Annotated in this window: 28 protein-coding genes and 1 pseudogene; 23 read left to right on the forward strand and 6 right to left on the reverse strand. The window is 37.3% G+C overall.

The annotated features are described in order from the left end of the window. Positions 1-42: 42 nt before the first annotated feature. The 17 genes and pseudogenes from CLOST_RS01390 (at position 43) to CLOST_RS01470 (ending at position 15,041) form a co-directional block, all read left to right on the forward strand. Positions 43-1,461, forward strand: coding sequence for a sensor histidine kinase (locus CLOST_RS01390; protein ID WP_013360468.1), 1,419 nt, complete (start codon positions 43-45; stop codon positions 1,459-1,461). Positions 1,462-1,479: 18 nt separating this feature from the next. Further along, positions 1,480-2,925 carry an ethanolamine ammonia-lyase reactivating factor EutA gene (eutA, locus tag CLOST_RS01395; protein WP_013360469.1) on the forward strand — a complete coding sequence of 482 codons (1,446 nt, stop codon included), beginning with the start codon at positions 1,480-1,482 and terminating at the stop codon, positions 2,923-2,925. Positions 2,926-2,940: 15 nt separating this feature from the next. Continuing rightward, entirely contained in the window at positions 2,941-4,308 is a 1,368-nt protein-coding gene (locus CLOST_RS01400; protein WP_013360470.1) for an ethanolamine ammonia-lyase subunit EutB, read from the forward strand. An 11-nt stretch (positions 4,309-4,319) separates the two neighbouring features. Continuing rightward, on the forward strand, positions 4,320-5,204 hold the full coding sequence (gene eutC / locus CLOST_RS01405) for an ethanolamine ammonia-lyase subunit EutC (protein WP_013360471.1): 885 nt from the start codon (positions 4,320-4,322) through the stop codon (positions 5,202-5,204). Positions 5,205-5,219: 15 nt separating this feature from the next. Further along, entirely contained in the window at positions 5,220-5,873 is a 654-nt protein-coding gene (gene eutL, locus CLOST_RS01410) for an ethanolamine utilization microcompartment protein EutL (RefSeq protein ID WP_013360472.1), read from the forward strand. A gap of 25 nt (positions 5,874-5,898) precedes the next feature. Further along, a pseudogene (locus tag CLOST_RS14280) lies at positions 5,899-6,168 on the forward strand (BMC domain-containing protein); the annotation flags it as partial. Between the two features lie 265 nt (positions 6,169-6,433). Beyond that, a complete protein-coding gene (locus CLOST_RS01420) occupies positions 6,434-7,918 on the forward strand; it encodes an acetaldehyde dehydrogenase (acetylating) (RefSeq protein WP_013360474.1) in 1,485 nt (494 codons plus the stop codon). A 33-nt stretch (positions 7,919-7,951) separates the two neighbouring features. Continuing rightward, on the forward strand, positions 7,952-8,245 hold the full coding sequence (locus tag CLOST_RS01425) for a BMC domain-containing protein (RefSeq protein WP_013360475.1): 294 nt from the start codon (positions 7,952-7,954) through the stop codon (positions 8,243-8,245). Between the two features lie 37 nt (positions 8,246-8,282). After that, positions 8,283-9,047 carry a cobalamin adenosyltransferase in ethanolamine utilization gene (locus CLOST_RS01430; protein WP_013360476.1) on the forward strand — a complete coding sequence of 255 codons (765 nt, stop codon included), beginning with the start codon at positions 8,283-8,285 and terminating at the stop codon, positions 9,045-9,047. A 17-nt stretch (positions 9,048-9,064) separates the two neighbouring features. Beyond that, positions 9,065-9,967, forward strand: coding sequence for a phosphate propanoyltransferase (pduL, locus tag CLOST_RS01435; RefSeq protein ID WP_013360477.1), 903 nt, complete (start codon positions 9,065-9,067; stop codon positions 9,965-9,967). Between the two features lie 35 nt (positions 9,968-10,002). Continuing rightward, entirely contained in the window at positions 10,003-10,272 is a 270-nt protein-coding gene (locus CLOST_RS01440) for a hypothetical protein (protein ID WP_013360478.1), read from the forward strand. Between the two features lie 45 nt (positions 10,273-10,317). Then, positions 10,318-11,445, forward strand: a complete 1,128-nt coding sequence (eutH, locus tag CLOST_RS01445; protein ID WP_013360479.1) for an ethanolamine utilization protein EutH — start codon at positions 10,318-10,320, stop codon at positions 11,443-11,445. Positions 11,446-11,464: 19 nt separating this feature from the next. After that, positions 11,465-11,914: a cupin domain-containing protein gene (locus CLOST_RS01450; RefSeq protein WP_013360480.1), complete on the forward strand. Its 450-nt coding sequence runs from the start codon at positions 11,465-11,467 to the stop codon at positions 11,912-11,914. Between the two features lie 100 nt (positions 11,915-12,014). Then, positions 12,015-12,860 (forward strand): ethanolamine utilization protein EutJ, encoded by an 846-nt coding sequence (eutJ, locus tag CLOST_RS01455; RefSeq protein ID WP_013360481.1) that lies wholly within the window; start codon positions 12,015-12,017, stop codon positions 12,858-12,860. Between the two features lie 14 nt (positions 12,861-12,874). After that, positions 12,875-13,135: a EutN/CcmL family microcompartment protein gene (locus CLOST_RS01460; RefSeq protein ID WP_013360482.1), complete on the forward strand. Its 261-nt coding sequence runs from the start codon at positions 12,875-12,877 to the stop codon at positions 13,133-13,135. A gap of 27 nt (positions 13,136-13,162) precedes the next feature. Beyond that, entirely contained in the window at positions 13,163-14,500 is a 1,338-nt protein-coding gene (locus CLOST_RS01465; protein WP_013360483.1) for a 4Fe-4S dicluster domain-containing protein, read from the forward strand. Further along, complete coding sequence (locus CLOST_RS01470; RefSeq protein ID WP_041487067.1) at positions 14,493-15,041, forward strand: BMC domain-containing protein; 549 nt, start codon at positions 14,493-14,495, stop codon at positions 15,039-15,041. The genes CLOST_RS01465 and CLOST_RS01470 overlap by 8 nt, the downstream gene beginning before the upstream one ends. A gap of 199 nt (positions 15,042-15,240) precedes the next feature. On the opposite strand, the gene tyrS is transcribed toward CLOST_RS01470, so the two are convergent. Then, complete coding sequence (gene tyrS, locus CLOST_RS01475; RefSeq protein ID WP_013360485.1) at positions 15,241-16,467, reverse strand: tyrosine--tRNA ligase; 1,227 nt, start codon at positions 16,465-16,467, stop codon at positions 15,241-15,243. A 250-nt stretch (positions 16,468-16,717) separates the two neighbouring features. Here tyrS and CLOST_RS01480 point away from each other — a divergent pair, with 250 nt between their 5' ends. After that, positions 16,718-17,638, forward strand: coding sequence for a hemolysin family protein (locus CLOST_RS01480; RefSeq protein WP_013360486.1), 921 nt, complete (start codon positions 16,718-16,720; stop codon positions 17,636-17,638). A 158-nt stretch (positions 17,639-17,796) separates the two neighbouring features. Here the strand turns inward: CLOST_RS01480 and CLOST_RS13860 are convergent, their stop codons facing one another. From CLOST_RS13860 to CLOST_RS01495, 4 genes are all read right to left on the reverse strand, one after another. Then, positions 17,797-17,973 carry a hypothetical protein gene (locus CLOST_RS13860; RefSeq protein WP_013360487.1) on the reverse strand — a complete coding sequence of 59 codons (177 nt, stop codon included), beginning with the start codon at positions 17,971-17,973 and terminating at the stop codon, positions 17,797-17,799. Positions 17,974-18,069: 96 nt separating this feature from the next. Beyond that, complete coding sequence (feoB, locus tag CLOST_RS01485; RefSeq protein ID WP_013360488.1) at positions 18,070-19,941, reverse strand: ferrous iron transport protein B; 1,872 nt, start codon at positions 19,939-19,941, stop codon at positions 18,070-18,072. 12 nt (positions 19,942-19,953) lie between these two features. Beyond that, the gene (locus CLOST_RS01490) at positions 19,954-20,175 is read right to left on the reverse strand and encodes a FeoA family protein (RefSeq protein ID WP_013360489.1); all 222 of its coding nucleotides are present in this window, start codon (positions 20,173-20,175) and stop codon (positions 19,954-19,956) included. 14 nt (positions 20,176-20,189) lie between these two features. Beyond that, the gene (locus CLOST_RS01495; protein ID WP_013360490.1) at positions 20,190-20,405 is read right to left on the reverse strand and encodes a FeoA family protein; all 216 of its coding nucleotides are present in this window, start codon (positions 20,403-20,405) and stop codon (positions 20,190-20,192) included. A gap of 271 nt (positions 20,406-20,676) precedes the next feature. Here CLOST_RS01495 and CLOST_RS01500 point away from each other — a divergent pair, with 271 nt between their 5' ends. The 3 genes from CLOST_RS01500 to CLOST_RS01510 are packed head-to-tail and all read left to right on the forward strand — an operon-like array spanning position 20,677 to position 23,013. Continuing rightward, positions 20,677-21,453 carry a sirohydrochlorin cobaltochelatase gene (locus CLOST_RS01500; RefSeq protein ID WP_013360491.1) on the forward strand — a complete coding sequence of 259 codons (777 nt, stop codon included), beginning with the start codon at positions 20,677-20,679 and terminating at the stop codon, positions 21,451-21,453. 56 nt (positions 21,454-21,509) lie between these two features. Then, entirely contained in the window at positions 21,510-22,205 is a 696-nt protein-coding gene (gene cbiQ, locus CLOST_RS01505) for a cobalt ECF transporter T component CbiQ (RefSeq protein WP_013360492.1), read from the forward strand. A 1-nt stretch (position 22,206) separates the two neighbouring features. Continuing rightward, entirely contained in the window at positions 22,207-23,013 is an 807-nt protein-coding gene (locus tag CLOST_RS01510; RefSeq protein WP_013360493.1) for an energy-coupling factor ABC transporter ATP-binding protein, read from the forward strand. Between the two features lie 71 nt (positions 23,014-23,084). On the opposite strand, the gene CLOST_RS01515 is transcribed toward CLOST_RS01510, so the two are convergent. Then, a complete protein-coding gene (locus CLOST_RS01515; protein WP_013360494.1) occupies positions 23,085-23,450 on the reverse strand; it encodes a lipopolysaccharide assembly protein LapA domain-containing protein in 366 nt (121 codons plus the stop codon). A gap of 141 nt (positions 23,451-23,591) precedes the next feature. On the opposite strand from CLOST_RS01515, the gene CLOST_RS01520 reads away from it, so the two are divergent. Then, positions 23,592-24,023 (forward strand): universal stress protein, encoded by a 432-nt coding sequence (locus CLOST_RS01520; RefSeq protein ID WP_013360495.1) that lies wholly within the window; start codon positions 23,592-23,594, stop codon positions 24,021-24,023. Positions 24,024-24,199: 176 nt separating this feature from the next. Continuing rightward, on the forward strand, positions 24,200-25,273 hold the full coding sequence (pyrB, locus tag CLOST_RS01525) for an aspartate carbamoyltransferase (protein ID WP_013360496.1): 1,074 nt from the start codon (positions 24,200-24,202) through the stop codon (positions 25,271-25,273). The last annotated feature ends 9 nt before the right edge of the window (positions 25,274-25,282 follow it).

A 25,282-nucleotide genomic window follows, 5' to 3' on the forward strand; every position in this document is an offset into this window, starting at 1 on the left:
AGTCATATAGCTTCTATATTCGATGAAAAGAGATGATGAGACTTGATAAGAAAATTATGCGAAAAATTCACAACCCTTAACGAAAGCGACATACAGCTGCTTTACAATGTAAATGAATTTCTGCCTCTTATATCTCAGGTTACAAATGGAGATGTATTTATAGACTGTATGACGAGAGAGCCTGATACAGCTATAGTTGTGGCTGAAGCGAAAAAGAAAAAATCATTATACAAGAAAAACGTAGTAGGCGAATTTGCTTTGAGAGAAAACGAGCCTGCTGTACTTAGAACTATGGATACGGGACTCACCACAAGAGAGCTAAAGGGTATAAGTCAGGAAAACATACCTATAGAGCAAAGCGTAACTGCTATTAAAAACGGGGATAAGGTAGTTGGAACCTTGATTGTGGAAAAAGATGCCACAAAGGATTTTGCGGAAAGAAGAAATATAGAAATTCTATCTGAGACAGCTCAGCAGCTTACTCAAGCTCTTATGTTTCACAATAGAGGAGAAGAGCACAAGATAGACTATATTACAAACTACGTAACTGATGGAATTATGATTTTTGATAAAGAGGGAGTAGTAATCTATGCCAATCCTATGGCTATATCCATTTATAAAAAGATAGGCTATAAGGATGACATCATAGGAATGCATTTTGACAATGTTGCCCTAGATGAAAAAACCTTTAAGGACGTCACTGAGACTACCTATATGGAAGTGCCTGAAATCCATATTGGGAAGCTAAACTTGAATGTTCAGTACTCAGTTTTAAAAAACAAGGATGATGACCAGCGCCTAGTGGTTCTTATTAGAGATATGACAGAGCTTAGAAATAGAGAAAAAGAGCTGATATTAAAATCAGTGGCAATAAGAGAAATTCATCATAGAGTAAAAAATAATCTTCAAACTATAGCCTCGCTTCTGAGGATGCAGTCTAGAAGAATCACCGATGACCAAGCAAAAAAAGCTTTCTCAGAGAGTATAAATAGAGTCTTAAGTATTGCTGTTACTCACGAGCTTTTAGCTCAAAATGGTGTAGATGACGTAGATATTAAGGATATTCTTACAAATCTAGTTCAAAATACAATTTATTATAATTCCAAGCCCTCTACCAATATAAAAGTAGAAATTACTGGAGATAATTTCAGCATAGATTCAGATAAAGCTACATCAATAGCTCTAGCTGTAAATGAGCTCGTTCAAAACTGTATGGAATACGCTTTCCCAAACAGAAAAGAAGGAAATATCAGAATACATATAGAAAAGGATGAGCTGTATTCGAAAATTATAGTAGCTGATGATGGCGTAGGATTTGACAAAACTGAAAGACCTGCAGGGTCGCTAGGGCTAAATATAGTAGAGGGGTTAGTGGTTGAAAAGCTAGATGGAAGCTTTGAAATTTCATCTTCGCCTTTTGGAACTCAGGTTGAAATAGAAATAATCAATAAATGTAGATAATAAAGCAGGAGGGGAGTTATGAAGGAGACCTTAATCAGTGTGGGAATAGATGTAGGAACTACGACTACTCAGGTGATTTTTTCTAATATAACCATAGAAAATATGTCATCAGGAGCTAGAGTACCTGAATTCAAAATTGTAGGAAAAGAAATTTTCTACAAAGGCAAGATTCATTTCACTCCTCTTCGCTCAAATACAGAAATAGATGAAACGGCTTTAAAGGAAATAATAGAAAGAGAATATAAAAACGCTGGAATAAATCCAGATGATATAGATAGTGGAGCAGTAATAATAACAGGAGAAACAGCTAGAAAAGAAAATGCTCAAAATATAAGCAAGGTGCTTTCTGGATATGCAGGAGAGTTTGTAGTTGCAACAGCAGGTCCGGATTTAGAAGGAATAATAGCTGGAAAAGGCTCAGGAGCAGCAAAGCTATCCTATGAAAACAACGATATAGTTGCAAACTTCGATATAGGAGGAGGCACTACAAATATAGCTGTGTTTAGCCAAGGGGAGCCTATTGACACTACTTGCCTAGATTTAGGAGGAAGACTGCTTAGATTTGATAAATCTGGACTTGTAGAGTATATAAGTCCAAAGCTTGCTGATATTTGCAAAGAAGTAAATATAAACATAGAAAAAGGTAAAAAATATCCAGATGAAGTAATTAGAAAGATATGCAGATACATGGCTGAAATTTTACTCGAAGTTTCAGGAGTTAGGCCTAGGTCGAGACTACTTGAGCTCACCTTAAGTCCAAAGAGCACGGCTCTCAGACTGGATTACAAGATAGATAGAGTGAGCTTTACAGGTGGAGTTGCGGATTACATTTACAACAACCAAGCCGAAACAGATTTATATAAATTTGGAGATATTGGAATCCTGCTTGGCTATGAGATAAAAGCTATTTTAAATGAGTTTGCTTCAAAGGTAATAATGCCTGAGGAAACTATAATGGCTACAGTAGTTGGAGCAGGCACACAGACTATGGACATAAGCGGCAGTACAATAAGCTATTCACAATCAGCAGCATTGCCGCTAAAAAATATACCTATCATAGAAATCACTGAAAAGGAGGAGAGAGTAAACGAGGAAGAACTGGAAAAGGCTATCATGGCAAAACTGCAATGGTACTGTCTTGAGACACAAAAACAAAAGGTGGCACTTTTTCTCAAAGGCGAGAGGAATGTGAGTTTCGAAAAGGTGACTTCAATTTCAAAAGTAATTGCCAAGGTTTGGGAGGAGTTTTATCCTCATGGCGAAGAAGTGATAGTGGTCATCGAAAATGACATGGCAAAGGTGCTTGGTCAATCCATATCGAGAAAGCTTAGTAACAAACAGCGTGAGGTAGTATGTATAGATGGAATCAAAGTTTCTAGTGGAGATTACATAGATATAGGTAAGCCCATTGGAAATGGTTCTGTACTGCCCGTTGTTATAAAAACCTTAGTTTTTAACTATTAATGAGAGGTGAAAAGCATGAGATTAAAAACCAAGCTGTTTGGAAGCGTATATCAGTTTGCCTCTATCAAAGAGGTTCTGGCTAAAGCTAATGAAGAAAAGTCAGGCGACGTTCTGGCAGGAGTAGCTGCAGCAGATCATCTTGAGAGAGTCGCAGCAAAAGAAGTACTTTCCAATCTTCTGGTGTCTGACATCAGAAATAATCCTGTGGTTCCTTATGAAGAGGACGAAGTTACGAGAATCATCCAAGATGATGTAAATGAAAGCATTTACAAGGAAATCCAAAACTGGACGATTAGCGAGCTTAGAGAGTGGATCCTCGATAATAACACTACAGGAGAGCAGATAAAGCGAATCAGCAAGGGCTTAACAAGCGAAGTTGTAGCAGCTGTAGCAAAGCTTATGTCAAATATGGACCTCGTTTTAGGAGCTAAAAAAATAAGAGTAAGTGCACACTGTAACACCACTATAGGACTTCCAGGCACATTATCAATTAGGCTTCAGCCTAACCACACAACTGACAACCTAGATGGGATAGCAATCTCTACTTATGAGGGCTTGAGCTATGGAGCTGGGGATGCGGTTATAGGTCTAAATCCAGTTGACGACACTGTGGATAATGTATCGAGAATACTCAATCTCTTTAATGATATAAAAAATAAATGGGAAATTCCAACTCAAATATGTGTTTTGGCCCATGTTACTACTGTTATGGAAAGTGTAAAAAAAGGTGCGCCTACTGACCTTATCTTCCAAAGTATAGCAGGATCTCAAAAGGGAAATGAAGCTTTTGGAATCACAGCAGATATGCTTCAAGAAGCAAGAGAATTGGCGCTTAAATATGGAACTGCATCAGGTGAAAATGTGATGTATTTTGAAACAGGTCAAGGCTCTGAGCTTTCATCTGAAGCTCATCATGGAGCAGACCAGGTTACTATGGAAGCTAGATGCTACGGACTTGCTAAAAGATTTAAGCCATTTTTAGTAAATACAGTTGTTGGATTTATAGGCCCTGAATACCTTTATGACAGTAAGCAGGTTACTAGAGCTGGACTTGAGGACCATTTCATGGGCAAGCTTACAGGAATATCAATGGGAGTAGACGCTTGCTATACAAATCACATGAAAGCAGATCAAAACGATATTGAAAGTCTTTCTGTGCTTTTGACAGCTGCAGGCTGTAACTATTTCATGGGAATACCTGCTGGCGATGATATCATGCTGAATTATCAGTGTACAGGTTACCATGAAGCGCCTAGTCTTAGAGAACTTTTCGATCTTTCTCCTACAAAGGAATTCGCAGCATGGATGGAAAAGATGGGAATCACTGAAAATGGAAAACTCAGCAGTAGAGCTGGGGATGCTTCGATATTCTTGAAAAAATAGGAGGTGGAACTATGATTTCAGAAAAAGATTTAAAATGCTTGATTGAAAAGGTTATGACTGAATATGCAAAGGAAAATTCTAACCTGAATGATATGTCTTCTGCTTCTCCAAAGATAGAAGATAATATAGACGATTCAGATATTAAGGATATAACAGCAAAGCCTATCCAAGAGATATTTTATGTACCAAACCCAGAAAACAAAGAAGAATATATGAAATTAAAAGCAAAGACTCCTGCTAGAGTGGGAGTTTGGAGAGCGGGATGTAGATACACAACAGAAACCATGCTCAGATTCAGAGCTGACCATGCTGTGGCTATGGATGCAGTGTTTAACGATGTTCCAGAGGATTTTCCAGCAGAGCTTGGATTGTTTTCTGTAAAGACCAAATGCAAGGATAAGGATGAATATCTTACAAGACCTGATTTAGGAAGAGTATTTGATGAAGAAAATATAAATATCATCAAAGAAAAATGTAAGAAAAATCCTAAGGTTCAGGTTTATGTATCAGATGGACTGAGCTCTACAGCTATAGAAGCCAATGTGAAGAACACTCTTCCAGCTATTATGGCAGGGCTTAAAGATTACGGCATAGATGTAGGAACTCCATTCTTTGTAAAATACGGCAGAGTAGGAGCTATGGATGCTATCTCTGAGGCAGTAGGAGCAGAATTAACCTGCGTGCTTATAGGAGAAAGACCTGGTCTTGCAACAGGAGAAAGTATGAGCTGCTATATGACCTATAAAGCATACCCAGGTATACCAGAGGCAAAGAGAACAGTAGTTTCAAATATTCACAAAAGTGGAACGCCATCTTCTGAGGCTGGAGCACATATAGCTGATATTTTGAAAAAAATATTAGAAAACAAAGCCAGTGGTGTAGATTTAAAATTGTAAAAGGAGGCTAAGACCATGAAAAATGATGCTCTAAAGACGACTATACTGAGCATGAAAGTTATATCAAATGTAGATGAATCAATGGTAAGAGAATTCACTCTTCCTCAGGGGCATAAAAGTATAGGTATGTTTACAGCTGACTGCGACGATGTGTCTTATACTGCTTTGGATGAAGCTACTAAAAAAGCTGATGTAAAGGTAGTGTATGCAAAATCATTCTATGGAGGGGCTGCAAATGCCAACACTAAGCTAGCTGGAGAAGTAATAGGAATAATTTCAGGTCCTAACCCAGCTGAAGTAAAAAGCGGACTTAATGCCATAGTGGATTTTATAGAAAGTGGAGTATCCTTCACAAGTGCAAATGACGATGATTCCATAGCTTATTATGCTTATTGCATATCAAGAACAGGAAGCTACCTTTCTGAAGTGGCAGGTATACAAGAAGGCGAAGCAATAGCTTATCTTATTGCACCACCACTTGAGGCTATGTACGCTCTTGATGCAGCGCTAAAGGCTGCAGATGTAAGAATGGCTGCCTTTTATGGACCGCCATCTGAAACTAACTTTGGAGGAGGACTGTTAACTGGAAGCCAATCTGCTTGTAAAGCTGCTTGTGATGCTTTTGCAGAGGCTGTGAAGTTTGTAGCTGAGAATCCTACAAAGTTCTAATAAGAACTTAAGGCGGTGAAGGCCCATGAAAAATAAAGCCTTAGGACTGATAGAAACCTATGGATATATAGGAGCTATAGAAGCTGCGGATACAGCAGTAAAAGCAGCCTATGTAGAGCTGAGTGCAGTTGAAAAGGTCAAAGGAGGCCTAGTGACTGTTCAGCTTCTAGGAGATGTAGGTGCGGTAAAGGCTGCAGTTGATGCAGGAGTCCAAAAGTGCAAGGCTCTGGGAGTCTATGTATCTTCTCATGTAATAGCTCGACCAGATAGTGAGCTTTACAAAATAGTTCCTAAGCTAAATTCTGATGAGGCTATAGAAACTATAAAGGAAGCTGACAAGCTTGAAACTTCAGAACCAGAATTTAAGCTTCCGAAACATTTTTACACAATGAAGGTGGTACTGCTTAGAAACTATGTTAGAAAGCTGGATAATTTTCCAATACCTAATAAAAAAATCAAATTTGCTAATAAGCAACAGCTGATTGACGGATTGATAGAATATTATAAAACCAAACCTATGACAAAAGAATAGTAATTGCTAAAGAGAGGAGGACAATCATTTGGAATATGAAATGGACAAGGATTTACGTTCTTTGCAGATTGTAAGAGACCTCGTAAAAAAAGCAAAAATCGCTCAAAAGATGTTTCGTGAATATGATCAGATTCATGTGGATTTCATAGTGGATGAGCTTGCAAAATCAGCTGAAAAAAATTCAGTGAAATTAGCAGAAATGGCAGTATCTGAAACTGGCTATGGAAACGTAAAGGATAAAACTACAAAAAATGTTTTCGCCAGCAGAATACTACATGAATACATCAAAAATATGAAGACCATAGGCGTGATTCATGAAGATGAGCAGCATGGTATTGTGGAAATAGGTGTGCCTTTTGGAGTAATTGCAGGACTCGTGCCATCCACTAATCCAACCTCTACAGCTATATACAAGGCTTTGATATCGCTAAAAGCAGGAAATGCCATTATTTTTAGCCCACATCCAGCAGCGCTTTGCTGCATTATGGAGGTGGTAGATATTTTAAGAGAGACTCTTAAGAAAAATGGATTTCCTGAGGATTTGATATCCTGTATATCTGTTCCGACTATGGAGGCGACAGATGCACTTATGAAGCATCAGGATGTATCTCTTATACTCGCTACAGGAGGCTCAGCTATGGTAAGAGCAGCTTACAGCTCAGGGACTCCAGCGCTTGGAGTAGGTCCTGGAAACGTACCTGCCTTTATTGAAAAAACTGCTGATATCAAAATGGCTGTTAGCAGAATAATAGCTGGAAAAATCTTTGACAACGGAGTAATATGTGCTTCAGAGCAAGCTGTAGTAGTTGAAAGAGAAATTTACAAGGAAGTTAAGAAAGAATTTATAAATCAAGGCTGTTACTTCGTAAACGAAGAAGAAAAGCTCAAAATGGAAAAAATAATAGATACGCCATATGGAAGTCTGAATGCAAAGATAGTAGGTAAAACTGCAAGCCAGCTCGCAGATATGGCAAAAATAGAAGTGCCAGAGAATACAAAAATAATAATTGCTGAAGAAACTGGAGTAGGAAAGGGCTATCCATTTTCTAGAGAAAAGCTATCGCCTATCCTTGCTTTTTATGTAGAGGATGATTGGAAAAAAGGCTGTGATAAGTGCATAGAGCTACTTGATTATGGAGGAATGGGACATACTCTTGGAATCCATTCAAACGACAAGGATATAATCATGGAGTTTGCACTTAGAAAGCCAGCATCTAGAATAATTGTAAACTCTCCTACTACTCACGGAGCAATAGGAGCAACCACTAACCTTGCGCCAGCTCTTACCCTAGGATGCGGTGCTGTAGGAGGAAGTGCTACCTCAGACAATGTGAGCCCTATGAACTTAATAAATATAAGGCGCCTAGCATATGGCAAAAGTGAAGCAGAGGATCTAAAGCCAAGAGAGCTTGTTAATAGCTCATGCCAGACACCAAATATAAGCCAAATAAATGATACTGAAAAGCTTGTTAAGACAGTTGTGGATTTGTTGATGAAACAGCTTAGTCACTAATTTTATATTTAAATTGATGAGGAGGAAATTAAAATGGCAAACGCTAACGCATTAGGAATGATAGAAACTAAAGGTCTTATTGGAGCAATAGAGGCAGCAGATGCAATGGTAAAAGCAGCTAACGTTACCTTGGTAGGAAAAGAGCTTGTTGGTGGAGGACTAGTTACAGTTATGGTAAGAGGAGATGTAGGAGCTGTAAAGGCAGCTACAGATGCAGGAGCAGCAGCGGCTGATAGAGTAGGAGAGCTACTATCAGTACACGTAATACCAAGACCACATATGGAAGTAGAGTCTATCCTTCCTCAGACTAAACCTCAAGCTGAATAGCTTTTAATAAGGTAAGCATAAAGGGAGGTGTGGATTTATGGCAGTAATTACAGAATCTGCCTTAAGGACTCAGTTAAAAAGTAAAACTGCTACGGTCTATGCCGTAAATAAAGGTGATAAACTCACTCCCTCAGCTTCAGAATATCTCAAAACCAAAGGAATAGAATTAATCTACTCCGATGATGAAAAAGCAGTGAATGATAAAGTAGCCTCTAAATGGGATGAAGCTCCTGTAAAAAGTGCAGATGAAAATAAAATATCCAAAAAATATGTCTGTTATTATACAGGGGCTTGGTTTTCTGAAAAACCAGAATTTATGACTCAAATTGAAGGAAACAAACTGGTATACAAAGATCACCAAAGAATCGCTTTTAGAGGTAAGCTGGATTCAACTGAAGCTCAGGCGCTCTACACACTTAGCCTTATAGATGATTCAAAAAAGCAGATTAAGGCAGGTCTAAAGGAAATATATCTGCATCTTAGAAAAATGATGCGTGCAGAGGTTTTAGGAGAGCATTTAGAAGAATTCTCTATGCTCTCGATGGATCAGGCCCAGTTAAGGGAGCTATCTCATAATCCTAAGAAATATTTTGGAAATGGCCATTTTATTTTAACAGGAGAAGAGGATAAAGATGTACTGCTTTTAAATATTCTAAGAACTAGGCTAAGAGAGCTTGAGATAGAGGGACTAAGAGCGTTTAGAAAGGAAAATACCGTAGATAGAAAAGATATAATGATGAATCTCAATAGACTTAGCAGTGCTGTGTATGTATTAATGCTAAAAGCAACCTATGAGAAATGAAAGCTAGGTGATAAGCGATGAATGAAGAAATGATGAAGGAGCTCATATTAAAAATCATGAAAGAGCTAGATTTTAATAAAGATTCTTCTATTCTTGAAGCCTCACCTGATGAAAAGGTCCAAACTGGAGCTTTTGATGATTCGTTTCAAGTAGAAGTCTCAGCAAGGCATATCCACCTTAGTAAGGAACATCTTGAGGCACTTTTCAAGGATCAGGAAATAGGAATAAAAAAGGAGCTTTCTCAGCCAGGACAGTATCAGGCTGATATTAGGGTAACTCTAATAGGGCCAAAGGGAGTGCTTCAAAATATAGCTGTTCTTGGGCCGTCTAGAAATAATACTCAAATAGAGCTGTCTCTTACAGATGCTAGAGTTCTTGGGATTAATCCTCCTGTTCGTGATTCTGGAGACACAAAGGGAAGTGCAGGAGTTATAATCAGTGCCAATGGCAGAGCTATTGAGCTTACTGAAGGAGTTATAATTGCTAAGAGGCATATTCATATGACTCCTAAAGATGCAGTCTTAAGAGGAGTGAAGGACAAGGATTTAGTAAAGGTAAGAGTTGAAGGAGATAGACCTCTGATATTTGATGATGTACTGGTGAGAGTCAGTGATAAATACAGCCTTGCTATGCATATAGATTTTGATGAGGCAAATGCTGTTGGCCATAGACCAGATAGCAGAGGAAGAATAGTGTTTTATTCTGAAAGAATCAAGCTGGAAAATAAGCCTCTAGTTAAAGAGGAAACTAGCAGTGAGCTTAAAGAGTGCTTTATAGAAAAAAAGCTTATATCTGAGGAAATGATTAAGGAGCTAGTAAAATCAGAGTCTAAGATAGTCAATATACCTAAAGCTAGCATATTGACTCCTCTAGCTGTAGATTTTATTAAAGAAAAAAGGATAGAGCTAAAAAGAGTGTAATAAAGTCTCCTAAGGCACTGCAAAGGAGTGATGAAATGAAAAAAATACTCATTACTAAGAAAAACATAAATGAGTACCTAGATGCAAAAACCTGTAGCCTAGTGATGGGGCCAGATATGATACTGACTCCTGGAGCAAAGGATGAGGTCAGAGAAAGAAATTACGCTATAGTCTACAAAGAAATTTCTGAATCTTCAGACGAAATATCGTTAGAAGACAGAATAAAATGTATACTAAAAAATGACTATAACGTAGAAGATGAAGCATTACTAAAGCTACTGGTTAAAAAAATTGGAGCAAAATAAACTCAACACCAGATATAAAAACGGATGAGTAAGGGAGGTTTTGCAATGCCAAGCATTAATGAAATCATCCTGTATATCATGATTGTTTTCATGGTAGTAGGAGCAGTAGATAAGATTTTTGGAAATAAATTTGGTTATGGGGAAAAATTTGACGAAGGCTTTATGGCTATGGGCTCACTTGCTATTGCAATGGTAGGGGTAGTTTCTCTTGCTCCTGTGCTTGCAAATGTACTAAGACCTATAGTAGAGCCAGTGTATGTATTTTTGGGAGCTGACCCAGCGATGTTTGCAACTACGCTTCTTGCAAACGACATGGGAGGCTATCCTCTAGCTATGCAGCTTGCAAAGACGGAAGAAGCAGGTCTGTTTGCAGGGCTGATTTTAGGAGCTATGATGGGACCTACAATAGTATTTACAATACCGGTAGCTCTAGGAATAATTAAAAAGGAAGATCATAAATATCTAGCAAAGGGTGTTCTTGCAGGTATGATTACTATACCTATAGGATGCTTTGTTGGAGGACTAGTTGCAGGCTTTGATTTGACTATGATACTTAAAAATCTAGTTCCAATCATCATAGTTTCAGCACTGCTTGCTGTTGGACTGTGGTTTATACCAGAAAAAATGATAAAAGGCTTTACTGTATTTGGACAGGGCGTAGTAGTAGTTATAACCATTGGTACTGCAGCGATTATAGTTGAGACCTTGACAGGAGGAAAGCTAGTGCTTATCCCTGGAATGGCGCCTATTCAAGATGGTATTTTAATTGTTGGTTCAATTGCGATTACACTTGCTGGAGCTTTTCCTCTGGTGCATTTTATCACCAAGGTGTTCAATAAGCCTCTAATGCAAGTTGGAAAGCTTCTTGGCATGGGAGATGTAGCAGCAGCGGGTATGGTTGCTACTCTTGCAAACAATATACCTATGTTTGGACTTATGAAGGATATGGATGAAAGAGGTAAGGTTTTAAACGTTGCCTTTGCAGTAAGTGCGGCTTTTGTATTTGGAGATCACTTGGGCTTTACTGCTGGAGTTAACAAGGATATGATTTTCCCTATGGTAGCAGGAAAATTAGTAGCTGGTATAACAGCTGTAATTCTAGCTAGCTTTATTACTCCTAAAAATAAAATAGAAGAGCCTGCAATAGAGCAGCCAAATGTGATTTCAGAGTAAACTCTGTCAGGAGGGTATTATGAATCTAGATGAAAAGGTACTAGAGTCTTTAGTTAGAAAGGTAGTAGGAGAGCTTATGGCAGCCAAAATGCCAGAGCTTGAAAAGGATATTGATCCTAAGACTGGCATAATGTCTATTAAAGCAGAAAAGGTAGTGTGTGAGAAGTTTGACACAGGTCATATAAATGACAAGGTTTATTTAAAGGATGTACTAAGCCTTGACGAAAGTCCAAGACTAGGCTGTGGCATGATGGAAATGGATAACTCTGCTTTTGAATGGACGCTTAAATACGATGAAATAGATTATGTGATAGATGGGGTTCTTGAAATCAGGTTAAAGGATAAAACCATAAGAGGGGAAAAGGGCGATATTATTTTTATTCCAAAGGATTCAGAGATAGTATTTGCTACTCCTTCCACTGTTAGGTTTATGTATGTAACATATCCGGCAAATTGGAGTGAGCAGTAAAGCTTAAAAATTTATAGAGTAAAAGGTTTGGCGTTTAGCTAATTAAAAGGATAATATCCTGCCTTTTTCTCATAAATCCTATCAGGAAGGAGGAGGGCTTATGAGCTCTTGCCTTGAAATATTTTCCTATTGCGACGAGCTAGTAGATGAATTTGAAAAAGTGATAAGCTGTCCTAAAAAAGAAAAATCCTCTGTATACTACACAGGGGTGGATTTGGGTACGGCATATGTAGTGCTTGCAGTGCTCGATGAAAATAAAAAACCAGTTGCTGGAGCCTATAGAAGAGCTTCCGTAGTCAAAGATGGAATGGTAGTGGATTACATGGGAGCAATAAAAATAGTAAGAGAATTAAAAAATGAAATAGAAGAAAAGCTAGATGCGAAGCTTGTTTATGCAGCAGCAGCGCTTCCACCAGGGACCACGAGTCTTGACTCTGGAGCGATAAAGCATGTAGTTCAGGGAGCGGGATTCGAACTTACTGCACTTTTAGATGAGCCTACAGCTGCAAATGCAGTGCTTAAAATAAGCGATGGAGCAATAGTTGATGTGGGCGGCGGAACTACAGGGATTTCTATACTTAAGGATTCAAAGGTTATATATGTGGCTGATGAGCCTACAGGAGGCACGCATTTTTCCCTAGTAATAGCAGGGGCATATAAAATGCCTTTTGAAGAAGCTGACACCTACAAAAGAGATGAGAAAAATCACAAAGAGCTCACTCCTGTAATTAAGCCAGTGGTTGACAAGGTCTCATCCATAATAAATACCCATATTAAAAACCACGATGTAAGTGAAGTATATCTTGTTGGAGGAACATGCTGCTTTAATAATATAGAAGAAATGATTGAGAATTATATTAAGATACCTACAATAAAACCTAAAAATCCTTTATTCGTAACACCACTTGGAATTGCACTTAATTGTACTCAGGAAATAATGGAATAAAAGGAGCTGGTAAGATGATAGCCGGAAAAGTAATTGATAATATTTGGGCTACGAGAAAATCGGATTCTCTAAAAGGCCTTAAATTCATGCTCATAGAAGCTATAGGGGGCAAGGAATCTGGCAAGTATATCATAGCTGCAGATACTATAGGAGCTGGTATAGGAGAGAGAGTGTTGATTTGTGGTGGAAGCTCAGCAAGAAAGATGCTAGGCAAAGACGATGTGCCAGTAGATGCTGTCATAGTTGGGATTATAGATGAGGATTGCATTTTTTAGCAAGGTAAAAAAGCAGAGGTGAAAAAAGTGGACTTACAGCAAATAGTAAAAGATGCAGGGATAGTAGGAGCAGGAGGAGCTGGCTTTCCAACTCATGCAAAGCTCACAGAAAAAGCTGAGTACATCCTTCTAAACGCAGCTGAATGCGAGCCGCTACTAAGAGTGGATCAGCAGCTTATGGAGATTTACCCAAAGGAAATCATATTGGGCTTTGAAGCAGCAGGAAAACAAGTAGGGGCGTCACAAGCAATCATAGGAATTAAGAATAAGCATAAAAAAGTAATAAAAATTTTAAATGAAGCAATAGAAGCTTTGAACTTAACTGAGTATGTAAAGGTAACTCCTCTTGAGGATGTATATCCAGCTGGAGATGAGCATGTCCTAGTATATGAGTTTACAAAAAAAATAGTGCCAGAGCTAGGAATACCACTTAGAGTAGGGTGCGTAGTTATAAATTCAGAAACTGCATTAAATATTTACAATGCCATAAATCAGCTTCCAGTAACAGATACCTATTTGACTATAGCTGGGGACATAGAAAATCCTGTGACGCTCAAGGTTCCAGTAGGCACGCCAATTAGAGCCTTATTTGAAAAAGCAGGCATAAAGGATATAGATAGCTACGCAGTAATAGATGGTGGTCCTATGATGGGACCTGTGATGGAAAATATAGATGGCTTTGTAAATAAAAAAAGCAAGGGCTATATTCTTTTGAAGAAAGACCATTTTCTAATTAAAAGAAAAACAGTGAGTTTAGAAAGAGCTAGCGTTGTTAGCAGAACTGCTTGTGAGCAGTGCAGAATGTGTACGGATTTATGTCCTAGGTATCTTTTGGGACATAATATGCAGCCTCATAAGATGATGAGAACTCTTGGCTATCAGCTAAAGGATATAAGTGAGCAGGATATTTCTCAGCTATGCTGTGAGTGCAACGTATGCGAACTATTTGCTTGCCCAGTAAACATCCACCCAAGAGCTGTAAACGTAATATATAAAAAGAAGCTTCAGGAACAGGGAATAAGATATGAGCCTATTAAAACTGAATTTACTCCGAGGGTGGCAAGGGATTTTAGATTGATACCTACAAAACGCCTCATTTTCAAACTAGGGCTTCATGATTATGACAGACCAGCACCTCTTGATTTTGATGAATACAAATCGTCATACGTTGAAATACCTATGAGTCAGCATATAGGAAGGCCATCACAGCCTATAGTAAGCGCTGGAGAGCAAGTGAAAAAAGGACAGCTGATAGCTGTGATTCCAGAAAATTCACTAGGGGCAGCTATTCATGCTAGTATAGACGGGGTGGTAGTAAAGGTAGATGAAAAATCTATAGCGATAAAGGTGGGAGATTATGAGTAACTCAATTGGAATGATAGAGCTTACCAGCATTGCGAAAGGCATATATGCAACTGATATGATGATTAAGGCGGCAAATATTGAAGTCGTAAGTGCAACTCCAGTATGCCCAGGAAAATATATAGCGATAATTCAAGGCGATGTAGCAGCAGTTGAAAGCTCGATAAATGCTGGAGTAAGAGCTTCTGAGGAATACTTAGTAGATAGCTTTATATTAGCAAATGTTCATCCGGCTGTATTTCCAGCCATAACAGCAACTACACTTCCAGATGGAAGCGGAGCCCTAGGGGTTATGGAATCCTTTTCTATGGCTTCTATGATTATGGCGGCAGACGCTGCGCTTAAAACAGCTGAAATACAAGCGCTTGAGCTTAGACTTGGCAGTGGACTTGGAGGAAAGGCGTATTTTACATTCACAGGTGACGTTGCGGCTGTAAATGAAGCAGTAGAAGCAGGAAAAGTAATGGCTATGGAAAAAGGCTTGCTAGTTGATGTAGCAATAATGCCATCTCCTGCAAAAAAACTTTGGCAAGCGCTTTTTTAAAATTATTAAGAATCTTATCCATTTGTTTTAACATACAGAGTTTAATATAAGTATAAATTAATGTGGGATTGATATTAAGAAGAAATCTAAGCATAGAAAAAGAGCTTTGGAGGGTTAAGACCAAAACTCTTTTTTTATTTTGGATAAAGCAAGGTATTCTCTTTGTATTGAAAATCTGTATTCCAATAAGCAATGAGGATTATATTGCTTTTACTTGATGGTAGGTTTTTTTGCCTTTTTTAATCATCAGCACCCCGTCATTTAGCATATCAGCAGTTACGTTAAAATCTATAGCCTCTACCTTGATATCATTAACTGAGATACCGCCTTGAGAGATAAGTCTTCTTGCTTCGCTTGAAGATGGAACTAGGCCAGTTTCTTTAAGCACATCTAATATAGCTATTCCACTTTCTAGTCTAGCTAGTTCAAATCCTGTAGTAGGAGCATTTGCAGAAGCGTTGTTGTTAGTAAATAATGCTCTTGCAGCTTCCATTGCAGCATCAGCATCTTCTTTGCTGTGCACTAGCTTAGTAACCTCGTAAGCAAGAACTTCCTTTGCATGGTTTATTTCAGAGCCTTCAAGAGTTCCTAGTCTTCTTACCTCATCCATAGGAAGGAAGGTAAGCAGTGCTAGGCATTTCTCAACTGAGGCATCTTCTATATTTCTCCAGTATTGGAAAAACTCATATGGAGTAGTTTTTTCTCTGTCTAGCCATACTGCACCAGCCATAGTCTTACCCATTTTTTTGCCGTCTGATGTAGTTAGAAGATTAAAGGTCATTCCGTATGCTTGCTTACCCTCTTTTCTTCTTATAAGGTCAGTTCCAGCTATGATATTAGACCACTGATCGTCTCCGCCTAGTTGCATAACGCATCCATGTCTTCTATTTAGCTCTAAAAAGTCATATGCTTGCATAATCATGTAATTGAACTCTAAGAAGGATAGACCTTTTTCCATTCTAGATTTAAAGCATTCTGCAGTAAGCATTCTATTAACTGAAAAATGCATACCTATTTCTCTTAAAAAAGGGATATATTCCAAATTCATCAGCCAGTCAGCGTTGTTTGCCATGATTGCGTTATCTGCTGTGAAATCTATAAATCTGCCTAGCTGAGCTTTAAAGCGCTCTCCATTTTCTTTTATAGTTTCAGGGGTGATCATTTGACGCATATCTGTTCTGCCAGACGGATCCCCTATCATTGTAGTGCCGCCGCCTATTAGAACGATAGGCGTATGACCAGCAAGTTGCAGATGACGCATCGCTACAGCCTGTAGAAAATGTCCTACATGAAGGCTATCAGCAGTCGGGTCGTAGCCTGTATAAAAAACAACCTTCTCCTTCCCTAATAACTCTCTGATTTCATCTTCATGTGTTGCTTGAGCGATAAATCCGCGCTCCTTTAGAACATCAAATACATTCTCCATTTTCTCACCTCTTTGTTTTAATTTTTATGCCAAAAGCAAGCTTCCTTGATTTAGCATTAAACCTATTATAATACTATAATACATGGTATTTCAATAAAAATACTCACAAAAAATTTATGTTTGCCGATATAAGATATGTGAATTTGTGCAGATTTGTCTGATAATTTCGCTTAAATTCTGTTATTATAACAATTAAAATGGTATAATAAGTATTGAAAATTATAAAGAATGAAACTGGAGGGAAAAACTAATGGAAGATGGCGTCGGGAGTACCTTGAGAAATTTACTCAAGTCACCACTTGGCATTATTTCAGGAGGAAGAGGGTTCAAAGGAATTTTTTCTAAAAATGAACAATCTGAAGAAACTGAAGAAGCGCTAAAAGAGGAGCTTATCACTATATTGGATGAAGAAGAGGGCAAAGGAGCTGTTAATCTTTTTGAAAAAGAAATGATTAAACGTGTTCTTAAGCTTTATGAAACAAAAGCAAAGGAAATTATGATACCTAGAACCTCAGTGTTTGCAGTAAATATTGAGGATGATGTCTGTGATATCATAGATGAAATCATTGAGGAACGTTATTCTAGAGTTCCTGTATATGAAAAGGATATAGACAATATCATAGGAGTAGTGCATATCAAAGACCTTTTTGCTCAGATGAGAAAGGGAAATATAGATTGCATTAATCTGAGAGGAATCATGAAGCAGCCTTATTTTGTGCATGAGTATAAAAGTATAGATGAAATTTTTCTTGAAATGCAGAAAAATAGAACTCATATGGCTCTTGTAATCGACGAATATGGTGGATTTTCAGGTATTATTACCATTGAAGATCTGGTAGAAGAAATAGTAGGAGATATCTCTGATGAGGATGATGAATACGAGGTAGATGAACCTATATTTAGAATTAGTGAAAACACTTATAAAGTGGATGGACTAACTAGTATATCGGATGTCAATGAGCTATTGGAAATTGAATTGCCTACAGATGTCAATGACACAATCGGGGGACTGCTTCTTGGAACCCTTGGCAAGATACCTAATCTTGAAGAAGAAAATGAAGAAACAAATGCTTTCTTTGACGATGTAGAATTAAAAGCAATCAAAGTAAGCGACAAAAGAATAGAGACCTTGCTGGTTAAACTTAAATCCAAATCATTTTTGGATATTTAATCTTTTATTAACCTGTTGGTATAGCACACATAGATTATTAGTGGAAATCTAATTATATTAACAATAAAATCCCTTGGTTTATATTAAACGATATAGCCAAGGGATTTTTTAGTGAATTTAATATTCATTTTTAGCGAATTTAATATTCAATTATATAATCATTTACTTTTTTCATCTGTTTTTATATCTCTTATTACATTACAGCTAGCTTTTGAGCAGGAACCTTTAGATGAACAAGCATAGCAACCATCGGTAGCTTCTCTTTTTACACTTCTAACAAGTAGAAAAATGCCTAGGCAAACTATAACTGCACCTATTAAATACGATATTATCATTTTATCATCGCCTCTCAAAAGGGTTATTAGTAATTGTTACCCAATTTCTGTATACTTGAATAAAAATTATTTTAAATTTATCATTTTAGTTTAGGTTTATATGAAAAAAGAGCCTACTTGATATACTATTGTTGCGACTAACCAAGCTACAAATAGCTGATATAAAATTGAAAAAGCTGTCCATTTGTATGAGTTTGTTTCTCTTTTTACTACTCCGATTACAGCAATACAAGGGGTGTAGAGTAGGACGAACACCATAAAAGCATAGGCTGAAAGAGTACTAAAGGTTCCAGAAAGAGCGGAAGCAAAATCTCCAGCTGATTCACCAATTCCATATATTATAGCCATGTTTGATATTACTATTTCTTTTGCAATTACACCTGTAAATAGGGAAAGTGCAGCCTGCCAGTTTCCAAAGCCTGCAGTAGATAGCATAGGAGCAAAGAATTTACCTATACTAGCTCCAAAGCTTTGATTTATTTCACTAGGGCCTGACATATTAAAGCCTAATAAGAACCAAAGTACAACAGAGGCTCCAAATATCAGAGTACCAGCTTTTGCTATATATCCCTTTACTCTATCCCATACGTGAAGAGCTAGGTTTTTTATGCTAGGAAATCTATAAGGAGGAAGCTCCATGATAAAAGGAGTCTCATCTGCTTTAAATATAGTCTTTTTAAATATTAAGCCTACTAAGATAGCAACTACTACTCCAAGAACATAAAGCGAAAACACTATGTATTTTTCGTTTCCTGGAAAGAAAGCAGCAGCAAATAGTGTATAAACTGGAAGTCTAGCTGAGCAAGAAACAAATGGAGTGATAAGGGTAGTTGTAAGCCTGTCCTTTTGACTTTCAAGGGTACGTGTACTCATGATAGCTGGAACACTACAGCCTAGACCTAGAACCATAGGAATAAATGCTTTTCCGCTTAAGCCTATGCCCCTCATAGCTCTATCCATAATAAAGGCAACTCTAGCCATGTAGCCTGTATCTTCCATAAGAGATATCATCAGAAACAAGCAAGCGACGTTTGGAACAAATATTATTACACCACCTACACCGCCTATAATTCCATCTACTACAAGAGAGATAAGCCAGTCCTGAGCGCCTATAGCCATAAGTCCAGCCTCGGCTGTAGGGGCTACTATTCCTGTGATGAACTCATCTAACATTCCGTTTAGAACATTTCCTGCAAGATCATAGGTAAAAAAGAAAGTAAAAAACATCACCAGTGCAAAGATAGGTAGTCCTAAGTACTTGTGCGTAAGTACAGAGTCTACTTTGTCAGACGTAGTGATTTTATGAGAAGAAGGTTTTTTTACTGCTGATTTTATAATGCCTTCAATATATTCATAGGTATAATCAGTTTTTGTTTCTTCTGCTAGCTCTGGGTCAGTAATACCAGAAATTTTCTCTTCCAATTTGTTTACGAAATCCTGCATTTTTTGAGGCATAGTTTGATTTTGTACATCAGCTTCAGTTATAGCCCTGCTTATAAGCTCGTTTATGCCTTCGCTTTTTGAGGCTATTATAGGCACAACTGGTACTCCAAGCTCCATTGATAGTTTAGTTACATCTATTTCATAACCTTTTGCTTTTGCGACATCCATCATATTAAGGGCGATAACAGTAGGACGACCTAGCTCTAAAAGCTGCATCGTAAGGAAGAGATTTCTTTCTATATTAGAAGCATCGACGATATTTACAACTACGTCGGGCTTTTCGTTTATGACATAATTTTTGGCAATTATTTCCTCCATAGAGTATGGAGAAAGACTGTAGGTACCAGGTAAATCAACAAGAATTAGATTTTTATCTTCAAATTTCAGTTTTCCCTCTTTTTTTTCTACTGTCACCCCTGGCCAGTTTCCTACATATTGTCTAGCACCAGTTAGAGCATTGAATAAAGTGGTCTTACCGCTGTTAGGGTTTCCTGCCAGAGCCATAGTTATGTGGCTAATAGTCATGCTGAGTCTCCTTTATTTTACAATGATATTTTTTGCGTCAGATTTTCTAATTGCTATATGGTAATCCTTAACTCTTATATCTATAGGGTCGCCTAGAGGAGCAAATTTTTCTACTTTTATCTCACAGCCTTTAGTTATTCCCATATCTATCATTCTTCTTTTTAGAATTCCTGTGACATTTATGCTGTCAATTATAGCTGTTTCGCCTACCTTTAAATCAGAAAGCGTCTTCATTATGAAAATCTCTCCTAACTGCACTGGATTTTGTGAGCAGTAGATGCGTTTAGCACTACCTTTGAATCTCTAACCTTTACCATTATAGAGCCTTTAGTAAGTCCTTGAAGCACATAGAGCTTACAGCCTTTAGTAAAGCCCATATTCATTAACTTTTGCTTTAATTCAGCACTTGCAATTACATCAGATATAGTTACTTCTTGGTTACTGCTTACCATTGAAAGCGGCATATTTGCATCTCCTTTTGTGATGAAATATATGTATAATAAATTAGTTGTATTATTGATAATCATTATCGCAGATTAATTGATAATGGGTTTCATTCTTTAATATTAATTATAGTACTTAGATAAAGTACTGTCAATGATAAAACTTATTAGTTGAGGGATTGTACCTGTTACTTAATGCAATTATTTTGCAACAAAATTCTAGGATAATAACCTAGAAACTGATATAATATAAGGCGAAGTTTCAGTTTACCTAATGAAGGGATGATATTTAGTGAAAAAAGGTATTTTGGTTGCTAGCTTTGGAACAACATATATATCGACTAGAGAAAAAACAATAGGTGCAATAGAAGAAAAAATGGCTAAGGCATTTCCTGATTTTGAAGTAAGAAGAGCATTTACATCTTCTATGGTTAGAAAGCGCATATTAAAGAATGAAGGCATTCATGTCGATGACGTGGATGAGGCACTTTCTAAAATGAAGGAAGATGGCTTTGAAGAGATATATGTGGCTTCATTACATATAATAGCAGGCCATGAATATAAAAAAGTGAGCCACAGCATAAATAGATTCAAAGATGATTTTAAGGTTATAAAAGGAGCAAAGCCGCTTCTTTACTCAAAAGTTCACTACGATGAGGCAGTGGATGCCATTGCAAAGCTTATGCCAGAGCTAAGTGAAAATGAAGCCTTAGTACTTATGGGACATGGAAGCGACCATGCAGCAAATGCAGCCTATGTAATGCTATATCATATGCTTGAGAGAAATCCACTTACTTCTCATGTTTATTTAGGAACTGTGGAGGGCTATCCAGAGGCAGAGGATATACTGGAGGAATTAGAAGGTCAAGGCTATGAAAAGCTATACCTGCTTCCATTTATGATAGTGGCTGGAGATCATGCAATTAACGATATGGCATCTGACGAAGATGATTCTTGGAAATCATTCTTTGAGTCAAATGGATACCAAGCAGAGCCTATATTAAAAGGGCTAGGAGAATTTGAACCAATATCAGAAATGTTTATTAAAAGACTTAAAGACTCTATGTAATTTTGATGGAGAAAGACCGTGTAATTTTGTAGATTAAAGCTTAAGAAGGAATAAAGATGCTAATAATAGATAAATTTGCTTATACTAATAACCTTAAGGACTTAAGTCCGAAAAAGAAATTTGGATACTCTATGGGGCTTTTGCTTGCGAGCTTGATTAACAAAGAGCCTCTTATTTTTATTGCAATTATTGCTTTTGCATTTGCAGGAACTGTGTTTTGGGCGAAGATTCCACTAGGAAAGTACTTAAAGATGCTAACTGTGCCTTTTACATTTTTATTTACCAGTATTCTTGCTATAGTTTTTTCATTTTCTCAAGATCAAGCTGTATTTATATGGAGTGTAAATTTAAAGGTGTTTTATGTCGGGGTGACCGAGTTAGGACTCAACAATGCTCTTATTCTCTTTTTAAGAGCTATGTCAGCTCTTGGATGTCTTTATTTTCTGACGCTCACGACTCCTATGGATCAGCAGCTGTATATTATGAGAAAGCTTCATCTTCCAGCTTATTTTTTGGATTTATATGCGCTTACCTATAGATTTATATTTATTTTACTGGATGAATCCATTGAGATATATAGAGCTCAGGAGCTTAGATTTGGATATAATAATTTAAAAAACTCATATTCTTCTCTTTCTATACTCATTAGAGTGTTGTTTGAGAGAGTCATGAATAGATATCAAGATATGGAAATTGCACTAGATAGCAAGCTGTACACAGGGGATTTTCATATGGAAAAGCAGGAGGAATAAGATGCTTGAGATGAAAAATGTAACCTATGTCTATGAAGATCAGACAGTCGCTCTAAAGGATATATCGATGGATTTGTCTAAAGGAAGCTGTATTGGGATAATAGGCTCTAACGGTGCTGGAAAATCTACACTATTTTTAAACTTTACAGGCGTGCTAAAGCCTAGGCAAGGACAGATTTTTTATGATGAAAAACCTATGAAATACGATAAGGCAAGCCTGAGGGAGCTTAGAAAGCAGGTATCTATAGTATTTCAAGATCCAGATAAGCAGATATTTTTTTCAAAGGTCTATGACGATGTTGCCTTTGCTCTTAGAAATCTAGGGGTAGATGAGAAGGAGATAAATCACAGAGTAAATATAGCTTTAGCAAGCGTAGGAGCTAAGGATTTTGCTGACAAGCCAGTTCATTTCCTAAGCCATGGGCAGAAAAAAAGAGTTGCGATAGCTGGAGTTATAGCTATGGATAGCGAGATAATTTTTATGGATGAGCCTAGTGCAGGCTTAGACCCAGTAGCTACAACTCAAGTAGAAGAGATAATAAAATCTCTATCAGACCAAGACCATAAGAAAGTTGTTATATCTAGTCACGACATGGATTTGATTTATAAGGTCTGTGATTATGTTTATGTAATGGATGAAGGAAGCATAATCGCTCATGGAGATGTATCTGAGGTGTTTATGATGGACGAGATACTAAATAAAGCAGGACTAATTCAGCCTTGGCTAGTAAAGCTTCATGCAAGGATGGGTTATCCTCTTTTTAAAACAGAAGAGGAATTATATAAATTTAAAGGATGTGCTAAGTAGCACATCCTTTAAATTTTACTATTGCCAATAAAATAAAATTTCTTGGAGTAGGTTTGATTTGGTTTATTATTTTAATGAGTGAGATTTTTATCATCAGAGATTGTAGAAGTATTTAATCTAGACTCTTCAGAGTCTAAGCTCATAGCATTTTTGGTATGGAGCTCACCATTTTCAATTTCTAGCTTTGCGACTGACATTTCTAAATTTCGTATTTGCTTGTCTTTTTCCTTGATGGTTTTGTTCATGTTAAACTGCTTCATAAGGCCAAGAGAAAATGCAATTATAGCTCCGATAATAGCAGAAATAAGTATTATAAGGGCTTGAGAAATTTCGAGATGATATACTATGAAGTTGACAGGAACGGCTGCTGAGTTTTGAATTGCAAATATAGCAACCAGCACTGCTAAAATTAAAGAAAAAATAAACTTTGCCTGCATATGATACCCTCCTTTTTCTTTTATTATATCTCTAAATCAATAACTTTAAACAAATTTGTTGAATATAATGTATAGTTGCTATTTTTTCTAAAATTTGGGTAATAGATAAATGATAATAAAAAAAGTGAGGGGGCCTCAGTTATGAAAGTTGATACTATATTAGTACCAGTAGACGGATCAGAAGGCAGTTTATTAGCTATAGACACAGCAAAGGCTATAGCACAAAAGTTCGACTCCAAAATTGTATTAATCCACGTGGTGGATGTGGGCACCAGAGGAACAATGCATGAATTCTATTCTTATGACCCAGTGGTTGAAGAGGCGCTTATTAAAAGAGGGGAAAAGCTACTAGATAAAGAAGCTCTTAAATTTGAGGGCATGAAGGTAGAAAAAATATCTCTAAAAGGTCAAGCAGGCGATGGCATAGTGACTTATGTAGATGAGAATCCAGTGGATTTAATAGTAATGGCTACAAGAGGCATGACTAGAGTTAGAAGATTCTTCGTAGGCTCAGTTACCAACTATGTAGTTCATCATTCAAAAGTTCCAGTACTTGCTATACCAGTAGAATAAAGGATTATGGGCTAAGAAATTAGCCCTTTTTTTAAGAAAGAAAAGTTTTTTAATGAGCATTAAAAAATAATTGACAAGGATATTTAGCAGGTGTATTATTAGTAAAGAAAAACAAAATAGACTGTTAACTCAGCTCTTTTAATTTAGTCCGAGAGACTAACAAGGAGGAAAATGATATGAAACATTTTATCGAAGTAAGTGACTTTTCTAAAGAGGAAATAATCTCATTAATCGAGGTAGGACAAGATATCATGCAAAACCCAGCAAAATATGGGGATGCCATGAAGGGAAGACTCCTTGCCACACTATTCTACGAACCATCAACTAGAACCCGTTTCAGCTTTGAAGCAGCTATGCTAAGACTAGGCGGACAGGTTATCGGCTTTTCAGAAGCACAAAATTCATCCGTTGCCAAAGGCGAATCCGTAAAAGATACAATCAGAACCGTAGCTTGCTATGCAGATATAGCAGTAATGCGCCATTATTTAGAGGGAGCACCAAAACTAGCATCTATCTACTCAGACATTCCTGTAGTAAATGCTGGAGATGGAGGACACCAACACCCTACTCAGACCATTACTGACCTTCTTACTATCCAAATGGAAAAAGGAAGACTTACAAACCTTAATGTAGTACTTTGCGGAGACTTAAAAAACGGAAGAACAGTGCATTCACTAGTAAAAGCATTATCAAAGTTTGAAAACAACACTTTCTACTTTGTATCACCTAAAGAATTAAAAATCCCTGATTATATAAAAAATCACATAAAAGACAGCTTGTTCTTTGAAATGGAAACACTAGAAGAAGGCCTTCCAATGGCGGATGTACTTTACATGACTAGAATCCAAAGAGAAAGGTTTGCTGACCCTGAGCAGTATGAGAAGCTAAAGGATTCTTGCGTACTTACTAAGCACAAAATGATACTTGCAAAAAGTGACATGATAGTAATGCATCCACTTCCAAGAGTAAATGAAATCTCAGAAGACGTAGACTCTGACCCAAGAGCAGTATACTTCCCACAAGCTAAATACGGAATGTTTGTACGTATGGCTCTTATTCTAAAGCTAGTAAGCGAAAAAGAAAACTCAGCAGAAAACCATGAAGAGCATAGACATGAATTATACTCAAGCTGTAGCAATCCAAAATGCGTATCTAACCATGAGAAGCTTGAAAAAGTTGGGTTTGGTCTACTTGATAAGGAAAACCACATCTACGCTTGTGAGTACTGCGATACTTACTACGCAGTATAATGAAGGAGG

It is taken from the genome of Acetoanaerobium sticklandii, from assembly GCF_000196455.1.
GTDB classification, from domain to species: Bacteria; Bacillota; Clostridia; order Peptostreptococcales; family Filifactoraceae; genus Acetoanaerobium; species Acetoanaerobium sticklandii.